The organism is Umezawaea sp. NPDC059074, assembly GCF_042738955.1.
GTDB lineage: Bacteria > Actinomycetota > Actinomycetes > Mycobacteriales > Pseudonocardiaceae > Umezawaea.
This window is the reverse complement of sequence record NZ_JBHYHC010000032.1, coordinates 1-14,512: the sequence shown is the minus strand read 5'-3', so window position 1 is coordinate 14,512 and position 14,512 is coordinate 1. Positions and strand designations below refer to the sequence as shown.

Below are 14,512 nucleotides of genomic sequence, written 5' to 3'. Positions count from 1 at the left end.
ATGAGCGGGTGCCCCTCACTCCTCTCGCCAGAATCATGCGGTTGCTGCTGCGCACGGTGCTCGGCGGACTCGTGATCAGCGCCCTCGTGGTCGGCGGCACGGCCTTCCGGGTGTGGCAGGTGGCCAGGGACGACGACCGCACCCACGCCGACATGGCGGTGGTGCTCGGCGCGGCCCAGTACAACGGCGTCCCGTCCGCGGTCCTCGAAGCCCGCCTGGAACACGCCCGCAAGCTCTACGAGCAGGGCGTCGTCAACTACATCGTCACGACCGGCGGCAGCCAGCCGGGCGACAACTTCACCGAGGGCCAGGCGGGCAAGCTCTGGCTGGTCGACCACCAGGTGCCCGAGGACCGGATCGTCGAGGTCGGTGAGGGCAACGACACCCTGGGCAGCATCCAGGCGCTGGGCGTCGCCGCCCGCGAGCGCAACCTCAAGACCGCCGTCATCGTCAGCGACCCGTGGCACTCCCTGCGCGCCCGCACGATGGCCGAGGACGAGGGCCTGGACGCGTGGCCGTCCCCGACCCGCAGCGGCCCGAACGTGCAGACCAGGGAAACCCAGGTGTTCTACATCCGCCGCGAGACCGCCGCGCTGCTGTACTACCACCTGATGAAGGCCCCCGCCGGAGCCTTCGACGGCATCACGCTCTGACTACGCTGACCGGATGAGCCAGGGTTACTCGGAGCACGACGCCGCTCGGGTGGTCGAGGAGGAGCCGAAGGGCGCTTCGCCCTGGGGCGCCTTCGGCGAGCACCGCACCCCGTACGCCAGGGACCGGGCCCGTGTCCTGCACTCCGCGGCCCTGCGCAGGCTCGCGGGCAAGACCCAGGTCGTCGGGCCCGGCGAGGGTTCCGGTGTGCCGCGCACCCGTCTGACGCACTCGTTGGAGGTCGCCCAGATCGGTCGCGGCATCGGCGAGGCGCTGGGCTGCGACCCGGACGTCGTGGACACCGCCGGCCTGGCCCACGACATCGGCCACCCGCCGTTCGGCCACAACGGCGAACGCGCCCTGCACGCCCTCGCGGGTCCGTGCGGGGGCTTCGAGGGCAACGCCCAGACGTTGCGCATCCTCACCCGTCTGGAACCCAAGACGGCCCGCGGCCTCAACCTGACCCGCGCCTGCCTGGACGCCTCCACCAAGTACCCGTGGCCGCACACGCCCGGCATCACCAAGTTCGGCGTCTACCCGGACGACGTCGAGGTGTTCGAGTGGATCCGCGAGGGCGCGCCCGCCCGGCGGCAGCCGATCGAGACCCAGGTCATGGACTGGGCCGACGACGTGGCCTACTCGGTGCACGACGTGGAGGACGGCGTCCTCGCCCACCGCATCAGCCTGGCCGCGCTGTCCGACCCGTCCGAGCGGGCCGCGGTCGCCGAGCTGGCGGCGAAGCACTTCTCCGGCGAACCGGTGTCGCAGCTGGAGGAGGCCGCCCGCGAACTCCTGCGCCTGCCGGTGATCGCCGACCTCGCCCACGCCGAGTACGACGGCTCGCTCGGCGCCCAGGTGGCGTTGAAACGGCTGACCAGCGAACTCGTCGGCCGCTTCGCGTCGGCGGCGGTCATCGAGACCCGCGCGCACCACGGCGACGGCCCGCTCGTCCGCTACGCCGCCGACCTCGCCGTCCCGCGGCTGGTCGCGGCCGAGGTGGCGCTGCTCAAGGCGGTCGCCGTCCGGTACGTCATGTCCGACCCGGTCCGGCTGGCCATGCAGACCCGCCAGCGCGAGCTGATCACCGAGCTGGTCACGACCCTGGCCGAGCACGCCCCGGACGGCCTGGACCTCGCGTTCGTGCCCGCGTGGGAGGCCGCGGCCGACGACGCCGCCCAGTTGCGCGTGGTGATCGACCAGGTGGCCCTGCTGACCGACGCGGAAGCCGTGTCCTGGCATCGAACCCTGCTGGGCGGCGCCTGACGGTGGCAGACTCGGCCACGTCCCCTGCCTTGAGGAGTCCCGTGTCCGAGCACCTGGCGTTCGCCCTCGCCCTGCACGACGTCGTCGCGGCCGACCGGACGGCGAACGCGTGCTGGTCGCCCTACTCCGTGGCCAGCGCGCTCGGCCTGGCGTCCCTCGCCGCCCGCGGCGAGACGCGCGAGCAGCTCGTCGCCCTGCTGGGCGAGGACAACGCGGCCGTGCTCCTCGAGGGCGTGCCGGACGACGACGCCGTGTTCGCGGTGGCGAACACCCTGTGGGCCGCCGAGGACCTGGTGGTGGAGCCCGCGTTCACCGACGGCCTGGCGAAGTGGCCGGGCGCGAAGGTGCGGCTCGCGCCGTTCGCCGAGGACCCGGACGGCTCCCGCAAGCTGATCAACGCCGACGTCGCCGACACGACGAACGACCTCATCCCGGAGCTGCTCGGACCGGGCTCGATCGCCTACGACACCGTCGCCACCCTGGTCAACGCCCTCTACCTGAAGACCGCGTGGCTCGGGGCGTTCTCCGACACCGCGCCGCTGCCGTTCCACGCGCCCTCGGGCGTTGTGGACGTGCCGACCATGCGCCGCGAGGCCAAGTTCCGCTACGCCGCCCAGGACGGCTGGCAGGCCGTGTCGGTGCCCGCCCACGGCGGCATGGAGGCGCTCGTCCTGCTGCCCGACGGCGACCTCGACGCCATCACCCCCGACCGGCTGACCGGGCTCGTGGACGCGCTGGACTTCCGGCAGCTGGAGCTGTTCCTGCCCGCGCTGTCCGTCACGACGTCCACGACCCTCAAGGCCGCGCTCCGGCGGCTGGGCGTGGAGAAGGTGTTCGAGCACGACGGCGACCTGACCGGGCTCACCCCCGATCCGCGCGTGCTGGTCGACGAGGTCGTCCACGAAGCCGTGCTCAAGATCGACGAAGAGGGCTTGGAGGGCGCCGCCGCGACGGCCGTCGTGTTCCGGTCGCTGTCGTTCGAGGGCTACGTCGAACCGCTCACCGTCCGGGTGGACCGCCCGTACCTGCTCCTCGTGCGGCACGCCGGGACCGGGGCCCTCCACTTCCTCGCGCAGGTCGCAGATCCATCCTGACTGGTGATCAAGTCGTCCTTCGATAGTGGGGTTTCGGGCCGCAATGGGCGAATTAGCTGATCAGACGACCTAGCGTCACAGCATGACGAGCACCGACTCCACGGCGTCCAGTCGGGAACTGGGCGACGAGCTGCGGCGGCTGAGGGACCTGACCGGACTGGACGGGGCGCTGCTGGCCGACCGGCTCGGTTGGCACGCGACGACGCTCGCCCAGGTGGAACTCGGGCGGGCGCGCATCGGCGAGCTGGACCTGCTGCGCCTGCTCGTCCACTGCGGACTCGAGCGCACGGCGATCGACGGGTTCGTGACCCGGCACCAGTCCGCGGTCGAGCCCTACCTGTCCCGGCCCGGCTGCGACCGGCTGCCGGAGAACCTGCGCGCCCTCACGCTCGCCGAGGCGGCCGCGGAGGCGATCACCAGCTTCGACCTCGCGACCATCCCCGGCCTGCTCCAGACCGAGGACTACGCGCGGGCGCTGCTCGACCAGCTCGGCCTCACGCCGCCGGACGAGATCACGCCCGCCGTGCGCGCCAGGGTCGGCCGCCAGGCGATGCTGCGGCCGTACTCGGGGCCGTTCTGCACGTTCTTCGTCCACGAGAACGCGCTGCGGACGAAGGTTGGCGGGGACCGGGTGATGGAGGACCAGCTGCTGCGGCTGATCTTCCAGGCCACCAGCCCCCGCTGCGTGATCCGGATCGTGCCCGCCTCCGTCGGCGGCGCGGGCGCGCTCAGCGCCGGGTGCAAGCTCATCGAGTACCCGGACGCCGTGCCGCTGGTCTACACCGAGACCGAGATGACCAGGTCGTTCTCCACCGAGCCGCACGCCATCGCCCGGAGCCAGCTCATCTTCGCCCGGTTGGACCAGCTGGCCATCCAGCGGCAGGCGTCGCGGACGCTGATGATGGAGTACATGGCCGAGTACGACCGGCCTCGGGAGGGTGACGATGACCCGGACCTGGCGTAAGAGCAGCTACAGCGGCGGCATCGCGGACAGCGACTGCGTCGAGGTGTCGTTCGCGGACGACGTCGCCGTCCGCGACTCGAAGAACGCGCCGGGGCCGGTGCTGGCCTTCCCCCGCGCGCGGTGGCGGTCGTTCGTGCGGCGGGTCAGTCGGTAGGCGCGTCCGGCATCCTCAGGTGCAGCCGCATCCCGTGGCCGCGCTCGGCGGGCAGCGCGCACAGCAGCAGCGTGCCGGACTTGCCGTGGCGCACCTGCACCGCGCACGAGTCCCCGGCCAGGAGGGTGCCCGCCAGCAGGCCCGCGGCCTCGGGGTCGAGCTCGAGGGTGAACCCCTTCGACATGGTCATGGCTGGACCGTAGGGCTTTCCCGCCGGTCACATCAGTCACCCGGTGGTGTCACGTTTGGCGCGTCGCCCTCGCCGGAGGTGCCCGTCCGGGTGGCTCCGTGCGGGGAACCCGCTGGTCAGAGGCAGTGTCAAGCGAACGGCACGTGACCGATCTTGTCCGGGTTCGCCACGTCGAAGAGGCCGACGACCAGCCCGTCGCGCACCACCAGCGCGTCGACCCGGCGCGGCACGCCCTGCGTGGTCGCGTCGCCGGGGTGCTCCGGGATGACGATGCCCAGGTCGCCGTTGACCAGTGCCACGAACCCGGCCGCAGTGGGGTCGATCCGGTACTTGGCGACCAGCCCCAGCAGGAAGCGCGCCACCTTCGTCGCGCCCACCACCTCGTGGATCGCGGTGCGGACCTGGCCGCCGCCGTCGCCGATCGCCACGACGTCCGGGTGCAGCACGCCGATGACGGCCTGGACGTCTCCGGACGCCAGCGCCGCGAGGAACCGCTCCAGCACCACCCGCTGCTCGGCCAGTGCCACCCGCGGCGGCGGGGCGGCGTCGGCCAGCGCCTTGCGACCGCGGGACGCGTGCTGCCGGGCCGTGGGCGTCGAACAGCCCAACGCGGCGGCGATCTCGTCGAACGGCACCGCGAACGCGTCGTGCAGCACGAACGCCACCCGCTGCTCGGGCGTGAGCCGGTCCAGCACCACCAGCGCGGCCAGCCGCACGCCGTCGTCGCGCACGACGTGGTCCAGGGGGTCCTCGCCGGTCGAGGTGAGCGAGGTCACCACGGGTTCCGGCAGCCACGAGCCGACGTAGGACTCGCGCCGCACGGCCGCCGACCGCAACCGGTCCAGGCAGATCCGGCCGACCACCGTCGTCAGCCACCCGCGCAGGTCGCGGATGTCGTCGCGGGCCTCGGCCGTGAGCCCGGCCAGCCGGAACCACGACTCCTGCACCGCGTCCTCGGCGTCGGCCACGCTGCTGGTCAACCGGTAGGCCACGCCGATCAGGTGCGCGCGGTGCCCGGTGAACGTCCTCGCCAGCGACTGGTCGGCAGCGGTCACGAGCACCAGTGTGCCAGCACTAGACTCGACGACGTGGCAGGACGCATCCGGGAGAGCGACATCGCGCTGGTGCGTGACCGCAGCCGAATCGACGAGGTCGTGGGCGACCACGTGTCCCTGCGCAACGCGGGCGGCGGTTCGCTGAAGGGCCTGTGCCCGTTCCACGACGAGAAGTCGCCGTCGTTCAACGTCCGCCCGTCGCACGGCACCTACCACTGCTTCGGCTGTGGCGAGGGCGGCGACGTGATCAAGTTCGTCATGAAGATCGACCACCTCGGCTTCATCGAGGCGGTCGAGCGCCTGGCGGACCGCACCGGCATCACGCTGGTGTACGAGGGCGGCGGCTCCGCCGTCCAGCGCGACCGCGGCACCCGCACCCGGATGATCGAGGCGCACCGCGCCGCCGCCGACTACTACCTCGAGCAGCTGCGCACGCCGGACGCCCTGAAGGCGCGGGAGTTCCTGGCCGAGCGCGGCTTCGACGAGGCCGCCGCCGGGATGTTCGGCTGCGGGTTCGCGCCCAGCGGCTGGGACAAGCTGACCAAGCACCTCCTCGGCCGCGGCTTCGAGCTGGAGGAGCTGCTCAAGGCGCAGCTCACCAAGGAGGGCCGCCAGGGCCCGATCGACCGGTTCCACCGCAGGCTGCTGTGGCCGATCCGCGACATCAGCGGCGACGTCGTCGGCTTCGGCGCGCGGCGGATCTTCGAGGACGACCCGATCCAGGCGAAGTACCTCAACACCAGCGAGAGCCCGATCTACAAGAAGTCCCACGTCCTGTTCGGCCTGGACCTGGCGAAGAAGGAGATCGCGCGGCGGCACCAGGTCGTGGTGGTCGAGGGCTACACCGACGTGATGGCGATGCACCTCGCGGGCGTGCCGACGGCCGTCGCGTCGTGCGGCACGGCGTTCGGCACCGACCACATGAACCTGTTGCGGCGCCTGCTGATCGACGACGACATGAACGGCGAGGTGATCTTCACCTTCGACGGCGACGCGGCGGGCCAGAAGGCCGCCATGAAGGCGTTCGAGGGCGAGCAGAACTTCTCCGCGCAGACCTACATCGCGGTCGCGCCGGACGGCATGGACCCGTGCGAGCTGAGGCAGGACAAGGGCGACGTGGCCGTCCGCGACCTCGTCGCGCGGCGCACCCCGTTGATCGAGTTCGCCGTTCGCACGCAGCTCAAGGAGTACGACCTCGACTCGGTCGACGGCCAGGTCGAGGCGCTGCGCAAGACCGTGCCGCTGGTCGCGCAGATCAAGGACCGCGCCAAGCGCGACGGCTACGCCACCAAGCTCGCCTGGTGGGTCGGCTGGAACGACGAGGCCGCCATCGTCCGCCGCGTCCGGGAGACCGCGGGCGGGGGAGCGGCGCCCGCGCGGCAGCAGCGCCGGTCCGCGCCCCCCGTGGTCGACCCGTACCAGGCGGCGATGCCGGTGGAGACCGCCGCCCGCCGCCCGGACAAGCGCGACCCCAGGCTGTGGCACCAGCGCGAGGCGCTGAAGGCCGCGCTCCAGGTGCCGGAGGTGGCCGGGCCGTACTACGACGCCCTGCCCGACGAGGTGTTCAGCCACCCGATGTACCTCGCGCTGCACCAGGCGATCCGCGACGCGGGCGGCGCGTCGTGCGGCCTGTCCGGGCCGGCGTTCGTCGAGGCCGTGAGCCAGGCGTGCCAGGAGGACTCCGGCCGGTCCGTGCTGACCGAGTTGGCCGTGGAACCGTTGGAGTGCAAGGCGAACGACGAGTTCCGCCACGTCTCGGCGGTGCTGGCGCGGTTGCAGCAGATCCTCGTGTTCGGCCAGATCTCCGAGATCAAGTCGAGGCTGCACCGCATCTCGCCGGTGCAGGACCCGGACGAGTACCGCGCGCTGTTCGGCGACCTCGTGGCGCTGGAGGAGTACCACAAGGCGCTGGGCCAGCAGGCTGTTGGAGGCCTCTAGACATGACCGCGTTGTGGCGCAAGCTGTTCAAGCAGGGCCTGCCCGCCGGTTTCGACGGCGTCCTGGACCGCGACGAGGCCGTCATCGCCCACGCCCCGGTGCGCGGCGGCGGGTTCCTGGTGGCGACTTCGCTGGGCCTGTGGCTGCCCGGCCCGAGGCGCGTCGGCTGGCACCTCATCAGCAAGGCCACGTGGGGCGGCAGCGCGTTGGTGGTCGTCGAGGCGACCGAGGACGACGAGGCGGGCCACGCCGTCCTGCTCACGGACCTGCCCTCGCAGCGCTTCGTGCTGGAGGAACCGGGCAAGGTCCCCGAGGTCGTGCACACCAGGGTCACCGCGTCGTTCAAGAGCAAGCACCACATCGGCGACGCCTGGTACCTCCAGCGCAAGGTCCCCGGCAAGGGCGGCGTGACCCTCCAGGTCCGCCCCGATCCGGGCGCTGACCTGAACGCCGTCCGCGACATCGCGGCCGACGTGGCGGCGAAGATGAAGGACCTCAAGCCCTCCCAGTAGTACGCGCGTACTGTTACAGTACGGCCGTACTGTTTCGAGGAGGCGCACACCCATGTGGGATCCCACGAAGTACCTGGCTTTCGCCGACCACCGCTCCAGGCCGTTCCACGAGCTGGTGGCAAGAATCACCACGACGACTCCACGTCGCGTGGTCGACCTCGGCTGCGGCCCCGGCAACCTCACGGAAACCCTCGCCGAACGCTGGCCAGACGCGGCCTTGGAAGCCTTCGACTCATCCCCCGAGATGATCGAGGCGGCCCGCGCAAGGGGCCTGGACGCAACGGTCGCAGACGCCACCACGTGGACCCCGAAACCCGACACGGACGTCCTCATCACGAACGCCGTCCTCCAGTGGCTCCCCACCCACCCCCAACTACTCCGCCGCTGGACCGCAGAACTTCCCCAGGGTGCCTGGCTGGCCATGCAGGTCCCCGGCAACTTCCACGCGGACTCCCACGCCCTGGTCCGCGACCAGATCACCACCAACTGGCCAACCCTGACGGACACCCTCCGCGACCAAATCCCAGTCCTCGATCCAGCGGGCTACGCAGACCTCCTGGGCGACTGCGACGTGGACGCCTGGGAAACCACCTACCTCCAGCGTTTGGAAGGCCCTGACGCCGTCCTGGAGTGGATCACCGGCACCGCCCTCCGCCCAGTACGCGCCATCCTGGACGACACCGCCTGGACCACCTTCCGCGCCGAACTGGCCCCCAAACTCCGCCGGGCCTACCCCCAACGCCAGGACGGCACCACCTGGTTCCCGTTCCGCCGCGTCTTCGCCGTGGCAAGAGTCCGCTAGCCCCCGGACGCCTTTAACGCCGCGCTCAGCCTTCCCTCTTGGCGGCCGCGGTCGGCTTCCCGGCACTCCCCGCCCGCCGAAGGCGACTTTTGACCAGCGACTGGGCCCGTTCCGCCGCGGGCGACCTTTGACCTACCACCGGTCCGCACCCGCCGAAAGCGACCTCTACCCGCCGAAAACGCTCCTGGGCGGACAGGCGTTCCCGCCTATGATCCCTTTGACCTGCGGCGAACACGTCACTGCCGAAGGCAACTTTTGACCACTGGGCAACCCTCGTCGCAGGCCCCTCGACCGCCGTCAACCTCTCCCACCGGCCGCGACCCGTCGACCCGTGGTCAACGCTTCTCCCGCCGCCAGGCGGCCCTCCCCAAGGTGGGGCTGCCCCGCCGTAGGCGACCCACGCCCGCGGTGACGTGTTCCCCCAAAGTGGGCGACTTTTCATCCGAAGGAGGCCCGCCGCAGGCGACTCTTCACGTGTGGTGAGGTCTTCCCCGCTGTAGGCGACCTTTCGCCCGGAGCAGGTGTTGGCCCGCCGCAGGCGACCTTTCGTCCGAGCCGGTCGCTTCTCCCGCCGCAGGCGACCCTTCGCCTTGAAGTGGGGCTAGGCCCGCCGCAGGCGACCCTTCACTCGCGACGGCCGTCCGCCCGCAGCAGGCGACCGTTCACCTGCGCTGGGTGCTTCCCCCGCCGGAGGCGACCGTTGATCGCCTCCGGCGGGCGCAGCACCCGTTCACGCCCGCGGAATCACCGACTCACGCCGAGCCTGCCCGTTGGTGCCGTTGGTGCCGCTGGTGCCGTTCGTGCTCGAGTGGGCTCGATGCCCGAACCCGGTCTTCTCCCCGACCTTGGCCCGCACGATCCCAGCCGCTCCCTGCACCGCGGGGTGGTCGGCAAGCCGCCGATAGGTCCGGACAATCTGGTCATACCGCCCACGCCCGGCCCGCGCACCCAGCACGTAACCCACAGCGGCGCCCAGCAGGATGCCCTTCATGGAGGTCTCCTCTCGTGTCGTGCCTGGTAGCACCCATCTTGTCGCATCAGAGGGGGGTGTGTGCGAGCCCCGTTCCGCATGCGCTAGAGTTCTCACCTGTCAGGCCGAAGCGGCCAGGCGAACAACAGAACATTCCCCCTTAGCTCAATGGCAGAGCATTCGACTGTTAATCGAAGGGTTACTGGTTCGAATCCAGTAGGGGGAGCCACTAGACGGCCCCAGGTCCCCGGACCTGGGGTTTTCTCGTTCATGGCCCACGGGTACCCACCATCGCCCGCACGCAACCAGCACCCCCACCGCTTTGTCACACGATCGGGCGCATTTCCCCACCGCACCCACCCAAACCACATCAGCGACAGAAGAACCCGAGGTTCTTGAGACGCGCGGATCGCTGATCGGTACTCTCCACAGCGCGGCAGCGCAACCCACGTTCCAGGTGGGCTGCGACACGTGCAAGGGGCAGTAGCTCAGCTGGTCAGAGCAGCGGACTCATAATCCGTCAGGTCGAGGGTTCGAACCCCTCCTGCCCCACCACTTTACCAGCAAGAACAAGCTTTTCAAGATCCACTGAAGATCATTTGTCCATGGCCTTGTCCATTGACACTCGTGTGCCCATGGATCCATGGGCACACCGCAGAGCAGTGACGACGCTCGAACACGGGGCAGCATCCGCGTCCGAGGCAACTCACTCCAGGTCCGCGTATTCGCGGGCAAAGACCCGGTGACGAACAAGGACGTCTACCTGTCCGAGACGGTCAAGGGCACCGACAAAGCCGCCCAGAAGACCGCAGCGAAGACCATGACCCGGTTGCAGGCGGAAGTGGACGCGCGGCGCTCCACGAGCACCGCCGTGACGTTCTCCTACGCCGTCGACGAGTGGCTGCGCACCTCCGAACTGGAGGACAACACGCGAGACACCTACGTCGGCTACATCGAACGCACCATCCGACCTGCGCTCGGCAAAGTAGGCCTGAAGAAGGTCACCGCCCGTTCGCTGGAGAACCTGTACGCGGACCTTCGACGCTGCCGTGTCCGCTGCGACGGCAAGCCATTCATCGAGCACAAGTCGACCGACGAACACGACTGCCAGAAGTCGAAGTGCAAGCCCCACGCGTGCAAGCCCATGGCGGCGTCCACCGTGCGCCAAATCCACTCCATCATCAGCGGCACGCTCAACGCCGCCGTCCGCTGGGACTGGATTGCCGCCAACCCCGCAAAGGTGGCTCAGAAGCCACGTCAGACCCCGCCGCAGCCTGACCCGCCGTCACCCGCCGAAGCGGCCCGCCTCGTGGAAGCCGCATTCGAGATGGACGACGACTGGGGCACCCTCGTGTGGCTGGTCATGACGACCGGCGTCCGACGCGGCGAGATTTGCGCCCTCAAGTGGTCCCGCGTGAACCTCGAAGAAGGCATCGTCGAAATCCGCCGCAGCTACACGCTCCGCCGTGGCGTCGGCAAGGAGAAGGACACCAAGACGCACCAGATGCGCCGCATTGCCCTCGACACGGAAACCGTCGTGCTCCTCATCGAACACCAGCAGCGTTGCCGTGAGTGCTACGCGGAACTAGGCATCGAACTCACCGATGACATGTACGTCTTCACCGGCGTGTTCAAGGCCGACCCCACCACCCCGTATTCGCCACACGCCGTGTCGAGCCGCTACAAGGACATGGCCGAACGCCTGAAGATCAAGACTCACATCCACGCCCTGCGGCACTACTCGGCCACCGAGTTGCTGACGGCCGGAATCGACCTGAGGACCGTTGCGGGTCGACTCGGCCACGGCGGGGGAGGGGCAACCACCCTGCGGGTTTACGCGGCCTGGGTGGCAGCCTCAGACCGCAAGGCAGCCGAAATCCTCGGATCGAGGATGCCGAAGCGCAACCCGAAGTGAAATCACACGAGCAGCGCGTCAAGCCGCCGGCGCTGCCGTGTTGACCCGATCTGCGCCGCCAACAACCGCGCGTGCCGTTCGTGCTCGGCCGCCAACTCCCTTTCACCGGTAGCTGTGAACACCTGCACGAGATCCACCCGCAGCGCCGTCGCCGCACGGGTGAATGAGGGGTCCAACCGGTCCAGCACGTCGGACAGCACCCCGATTGCTTCCGGCTCCCCAAGTCGAGCGAGCGCGTTCCCGCGCCAGCGCTCCAAGTGCGTGGCGTCGAAGACCAGATAGGGCGACTCGGCGGACTCGGGTCGCGCGCTCATCAACCGCAACGCGTCATCGAAGGCACTGAGGCATTCCAGGGGTTCCCCATTGGCCGCCAACGCCTCCCCATGTCCGGCCGTCAACCACGAGTAGAGCAACTTCGACGTCCGTCCCTTGGAAATGGTGCGCGCGTGCTCCGTGAGTTCCACGGCCGCGCGCGTGTCGCCAATGTCGAGCAGCACGACGGCCTGCCCCGCGCACGCGTAGGCCTCCAGTTCGCGCGAGCCGGATTCCTTGGCTGCCGTACGAGCGCGGTTGTAGTGGTTCCACGCGTCGCTCACCAACCCCTGATCAAGCGATTGCCACCCCGCGAGCGTGGACGCGTCCACGAGCACCTCGGCCAGGTTCGACCGCATGGCCGGATCCAGCGCGTTGCCCAACGCCTGTTCCATCTGCTCGATTTGCCCGCGAAGTTCACCCAGTAGAGCGGACGCCCCCAACCGCCGATCGATCACCCGCGTGATGTCGAGTTTCTTTCGCAGAAGATCGATCGTCTGAGCGTCGACGTTCCTCCCCGCCGCGATCCTCGCCCGGAGGCTCAACGCGTCATCCGAGGAATCACCCTGCCCGGACTCTGCGGCGGGCACCGGTCGAAGCAGACGTTCCACGGGCACGCTGAACATCTCTTCGAGCAGCTTTCGCGTACCTGCCCGGACAGGTCCAAGCGACCGCCCGTCATCACGGCCACCGGACATCAGTCGGTGCAGGTGACGGGCGCTCAACGTCGCGTCGATGCCGTGTTCGCGCGCGAACACTTCGGCGTCCTCGCTGAATTCCTCAGCGGTCTGCCCCCGTTGCCGCACCAACTCGCCCAGCAGCGTCCGAGCACGCTTGCGCTCCGAATTCATCGGCTGGCCTCCGTTCGCCAATGTCAGCGCTGACGAGTCTAGGTCGCCACATGGCCAGATAGGTCATTGCCAGGTCATTTACCCCCGAACGGCATCAAAGAAAGCTGACATCTGCGCACCTGATGTCAACGGAGGCGGGTGGAACCGGTGTTGAGCAACTTGGCAGGTGATGGCCCAGGGATCGTGCTGTTCCTGATCTGGCTGGTGCTGCCACCGGTCTACATGGTGGTGATCGGCAGGCGGTACGCCCAGCAGTGCGCGGAGAGCGCCTACGAAGCCGTGTGGGCTCGCGAAGAGCTTCGGCAGGTACTCGACGACCTCCGCGCGGTTCCTGAGCCTGAAGAGCCCGTCACGGTCCCGCTGGCCCGCCAGTACCGCGCCGAACCGAGTGCACCTCCCGGACGACATCGGCTGCGCACGGATCGATCCGTTCTGCTCGCTCGCACGGGCACGTGAACACCCTCGGGATGAACTAATGATCAACAAGTCGACTTATCGAGGTGTCGCCTCGTGATCCGGGACCTGCGGCTGTTCCTGGCATCAGTGGCCGCCGTCAACACCGAGACCGCGCACTACATCTTCGGACTGATGGATGCGAACAACAATCTCTCCCTGTCCGAGTTCGACCCGGACCGCGAGGAAGCCCTGGGCACGCAGATGGTGCGACTCGGCGAGACCTTGCAGGAACGCGCTCGCGACCGTCGCCGGACCGTAGAGGGAGGCCAGCAACCGTGACGCCCGACAACGAGACCAAGCAGCAACGCACGACCACGGCCCAGAGCCGCGAACTCGGAGCCGAACTCAAGGCCGCCCGCCGACGCGCCGGACTCCGTGGAACCCGAGTCGCCGCTGAACTGGACTGGTCCACAGCGAAGCTCTCCAAGTTGGAGAAGGGGTGGCGCGGCACGAGCGAGTGGGAAATCGGCGTCCTGCTCGGGAAGTGTGGAACCGACAAGCCAACCCGAGACCGCATCATGCGTTTGATGCGCGAGCACCACACCGGGCACTTCCTTCGATCGCACTCCGACGAGCCCGCCGACGTGCTCCTGAGCCTGAACCTGCACGAGCGGTTGGCGACGTCGCTGACCTGTTACGAGCCGTTGGGGATCCCGGCCTTGCTCCAGAGCGAGGACTACGCCCGCTCACTCCTGTTCTCAGCCACACATCCCCCGGTCACGGTGGAACCTGCGGTTCGACGTCGGATGGACCGGCAAGGCGTGCTGTCGGGAGAGCACGTTGACGGGTTCGCGTTCTACATCCACGAGGCCGCGCTTCACCTGTGGGTCGGTGACCGGGCGACCATGTCCGGCCAAGCCGAACGACTGGTGCACCTGAGCACACACCCGAAGCTCACCCTCCGGGTGATCCCCACGGGCGCGGGCAACCATCCCGCCCTGCACCACGCCTCTACGGTGCTGACCTTCCGCAACGGGCTAAAACCGTTGGCGTACGGTCAATCCGACGTGAACACCGCGTTCGTGGAGGACGAACAGGCCATCAAATCCCACCTGGCCAAACACGTGGCGCTTTCGGCGCTCGCGCTCGATTCAACGGAGTCCCGCAAGGTCCTCACCGAGTGGGCGAACGACCACAGCCGCCCGAATGAAGACCTCCAAGCTTCCTGAGACTGCCGGCCCCCGCCTCCGCCTCCGTGGGGTCGGCACACCAGGGGCCGGTACGGCGCGTGCCGACACCCACGCCGTACCGGCCCCGCTGACGTGACGGGTTGCCGTGGGGGGCGGCCGCGGTGGGGGTTTGGGGGGGCCACCGCGGCTATAGGGGGGGGTGTGGCGGTTCCGGTTTGAGTTTGTAGTTTTAAAAAAAAACAAACCACCCGAACG

16 protein-coding genes and 2 tRNA genes are annotated in these 14,512 nt (G+C 69.2%); 14 read left to right on the top strand and 4 right to left on the bottom strand.

Going from position 1 to position 14,512, the window contains the following annotated elements; genetic code table 11:
* Positions 1-35 precede the first annotated feature (35 nt).
* From ACFWW9_RS16900 to ACFWW9_RS16880, 5 genes are all read left to right on the top strand, one after another.
* On the top strand, positions 36-653 hold the full coding sequence (locus tag ACFWW9_RS16900) for a YdcF family protein (RefSeq protein WP_390378019.1): 618 nt from the start codon (positions 36-38) through the stop codon (positions 651-653).
* Positions 654-666: 13 nt separating this feature from the next.
* On the top strand, positions 667-1,914 hold the full coding sequence (locus ACFWW9_RS16895; RefSeq protein WP_390377817.1) for a deoxyguanosinetriphosphate triphosphohydrolase: 1,248 nt from the start codon (positions 667-669) through the stop codon (positions 1,912-1,914).
* 41 nt (positions 1,915-1,955) lie between these two features.
* On the top strand, positions 1,956-3,008 hold the full coding sequence (locus tag ACFWW9_RS16890; protein WP_390377814.1) for a serpin family protein: 1,053 nt from the start codon (positions 1,956-1,958) through the stop codon (positions 3,006-3,008).
* 82 nt (positions 3,009-3,090) lie between these two features.
* On the top strand, positions 3,091-3,972 hold the full coding sequence (locus ACFWW9_RS16885; RefSeq protein WP_390377811.1) for a helix-turn-helix domain-containing protein: 882 nt from the start codon (positions 3,091-3,093) through the stop codon (positions 3,970-3,972).
* Entirely contained in the window at positions 3,953-4,126 is a 174-nt protein-coding gene (locus ACFWW9_RS16880; RefSeq protein WP_390377808.1) for a DUF397 domain-containing protein, read from the top strand. Before ACFWW9_RS16885 ends, ACFWW9_RS16880 begins: the two co-directional genes overlap by 20 nt.
* Here the strand turns inward: ACFWW9_RS16880 and ACFWW9_RS16875 are convergent.
* Together ACFWW9_RS16875 and ACFWW9_RS16870 are read right to left on the bottom strand one after the other, a co-directional pair.
* Positions 4,116-4,316 carry a hypothetical protein gene (locus ACFWW9_RS16875; protein ID WP_390377805.1) on the bottom strand — a complete coding sequence of 67 codons (201 nt, stop codon included), beginning with the start codon at positions 4,314-4,316 and terminating at the stop codon, positions 4,116-4,118. The genes ACFWW9_RS16880 and ACFWW9_RS16875 overlap by 11 nt on opposite strands.
* Before the next feature lie 128 nt (positions 4,317-4,444).
* The gene (locus ACFWW9_RS16870) at positions 4,445-5,371 is read right to left on the bottom strand and encodes a sigma-70 family RNA polymerase sigma factor (protein WP_390377802.1); all 927 of its coding nucleotides are present in this window, start codon (positions 5,369-5,371) and stop codon (positions 4,445-4,447) included.
* A 33-nt stretch (positions 5,372-5,404) separates the two neighbouring features.
* Between ACFWW9_RS16870 and dnaG the strand changes: the two genes are divergently transcribed.
* Genes dnaG through ACFWW9_RS16855 form a run of 3 tightly spaced genes read left to right on the top strand, consistent with a single transcriptional unit; the run spans position 5,405 to position 8,623 of the window.
* Positions 5,405-7,309 carry a DNA primase gene (dnaG, locus tag ACFWW9_RS16865; protein ID WP_390377799.1) on the top strand — a complete coding sequence of 635 codons (1,905 nt, stop codon included), beginning with the start codon at positions 5,405-5,407 and terminating at the stop codon, positions 7,307-7,309.
* 2 nt (positions 7,310-7,311) lie between these two features.
* Positions 7,312-7,821 carry a hypothetical protein gene (locus tag ACFWW9_RS16860; RefSeq protein ID WP_390377796.1) on the top strand — a complete coding sequence of 170 codons (510 nt, stop codon included), beginning with the start codon at positions 7,312-7,314 and terminating at the stop codon, positions 7,819-7,821.
* 52 nt (positions 7,822-7,873) lie between these two features.
* Positions 7,874-8,623, top strand: a complete 750-nt coding sequence (locus ACFWW9_RS16855) for a trans-aconitate 2-methyltransferase (RefSeq protein ID WP_390377793.1) — start codon at positions 7,874-7,876, stop codon at positions 8,621-8,623.
* A gap of 730 nt (positions 8,624-9,353) precedes the next feature.
* On the opposite strand, the gene ACFWW9_RS16850 is transcribed toward ACFWW9_RS16855, so the two are convergent.
* A complete protein-coding gene (locus ACFWW9_RS16850) occupies positions 9,354-9,614 on the bottom strand; it encodes a hypothetical protein (protein ID WP_390377790.1) in 261 nt (86 codons plus the stop codon).
* 133 nt (positions 9,615-9,747) lie between these two features.
* Between ACFWW9_RS16850 and ACFWW9_RS16845 the strand changes: the two genes are divergently transcribed.
* The 3 genes from ACFWW9_RS16845 to xerC all read left to right on the top strand — a co-directional run bounded on the left by ACFWW9_RS16845 (position 9,748) and on the right by xerC (position 11,508).
* Positions 9,748-9,822: transfer RNA gene (locus tag ACFWW9_RS16845), tRNA-Asn, on the top strand.
* A 248-nt stretch (positions 9,823-10,070) separates the two neighbouring features.
* A tRNA-Ile gene (locus ACFWW9_RS16840) sits at positions 10,071-10,148 on the top strand.
* 187 nt (positions 10,149-10,335) lie between these two features.
* Positions 10,336-11,508, top strand: a complete 1,173-nt coding sequence (xerC, locus tag ACFWW9_RS16835) for a tyrosine recombinase XerC (RefSeq protein WP_390377787.1) — start codon at positions 10,336-10,338, stop codon at positions 11,506-11,508.
* Between the two features lie 2 nt (positions 11,509-11,510).
* Here xerC and ACFWW9_RS16830 read toward each other — a convergent pair whose 3' ends face one another.
* Positions 11,511-12,671, bottom strand: a complete 1,161-nt coding sequence (locus ACFWW9_RS16830; protein ID WP_390377784.1) for a hypothetical protein — start codon at positions 12,669-12,671, stop codon at positions 11,511-11,513.
* Between the two features lie 183 nt (positions 12,672-12,854).
* On the opposite strand from ACFWW9_RS16830, the gene ACFWW9_RS16825 reads away from it, so the two are divergent.
* From ACFWW9_RS16825 to ACFWW9_RS16815, 3 genes are read left to right on the top strand one after another with little or no spacing between them, the layout of a single operon-like run.
* Complete coding sequence (locus ACFWW9_RS16825) at positions 12,855-13,127, top strand: hypothetical protein (protein WP_390377781.1); 273 nt, start codon at positions 12,855-12,857, stop codon at positions 13,125-13,127.
* A 54-nt stretch (positions 13,128-13,181) separates the two neighbouring features.
* A complete protein-coding gene (locus tag ACFWW9_RS16820; protein ID WP_390377778.1) occupies positions 13,182-13,406 on the top strand; it encodes a hypothetical protein in 225 nt (74 codons plus the stop codon).
* A complete protein-coding gene (locus ACFWW9_RS16815; protein ID WP_390377774.1) occupies positions 13,403-14,296 on the top strand; it encodes a helix-turn-helix domain-containing protein in 894 nt (297 codons plus the stop codon). Before ACFWW9_RS16820 ends, ACFWW9_RS16815 begins: the two co-directional genes overlap by 4 nt.
* Positions 14,297-14,512: the final 216 nt, after the last annotated feature.

Coding starts and splice junctions, on each gene's coding strand:
- ACFWW9_RS16900 (WP_390378019.1), top strand. CDS start 36: ATGCGGTTGCTGCTGCGCACGGTGCTCGGCGGACTCGTGATCAGCGCC.
- ACFWW9_RS16895 (WP_390377817.1), top strand. CDS start 667: ATGAGCCAGGGTTACTCGGAGCACGACGCCGCTCGGGTGGTCGAGGAG.
- ACFWW9_RS16885 (WP_390377811.1), top strand. CDS start 3,091: ATGACGAGCACCGACTCCACGGCGTCCAGTCGGGAACTGGGCGACGAG.
- ACFWW9_RS16880 (WP_390377808.1), top strand. CDS start 3,953: ATGACCCGGACCTGGCGTAAGAGCAGCTACAGCGGCGGCATCGCGGAC.
- ACFWW9_RS16875 (WP_390377805.1), bottom strand. CDS start 4,316: ATGACCATGTCGAAGGGGTTCACCCTCGAGCTCGACCCCGAGGCCGCG.
- ACFWW9_RS16860 (WP_390377796.1), top strand. CDS start 7,312: ATGACCGCGTTGTGGCGCAAGCTGTTCAAGCAGGGCCTGCCCGCCGGT.
- ACFWW9_RS16855 (WP_390377793.1), top strand. CDS start 7,874: ATGTGGGATCCCACGAAGTACCTGGCTTTCGCCGACCACCGCTCCAGG.
- ACFWW9_RS16850 (WP_390377790.1), bottom strand. CDS start 9,614: ATGAAGGGCATCCTGCTGGGCGCCGCTGTGGGTTACGTGCTGGGTGCG.
- ACFWW9_RS16830 (WP_390377784.1), bottom strand. CDS start 12,671: ATGAATTCGGAGCGCAAGCGTGCTCGGACGCTGCTGGGCGAGTTGGTG.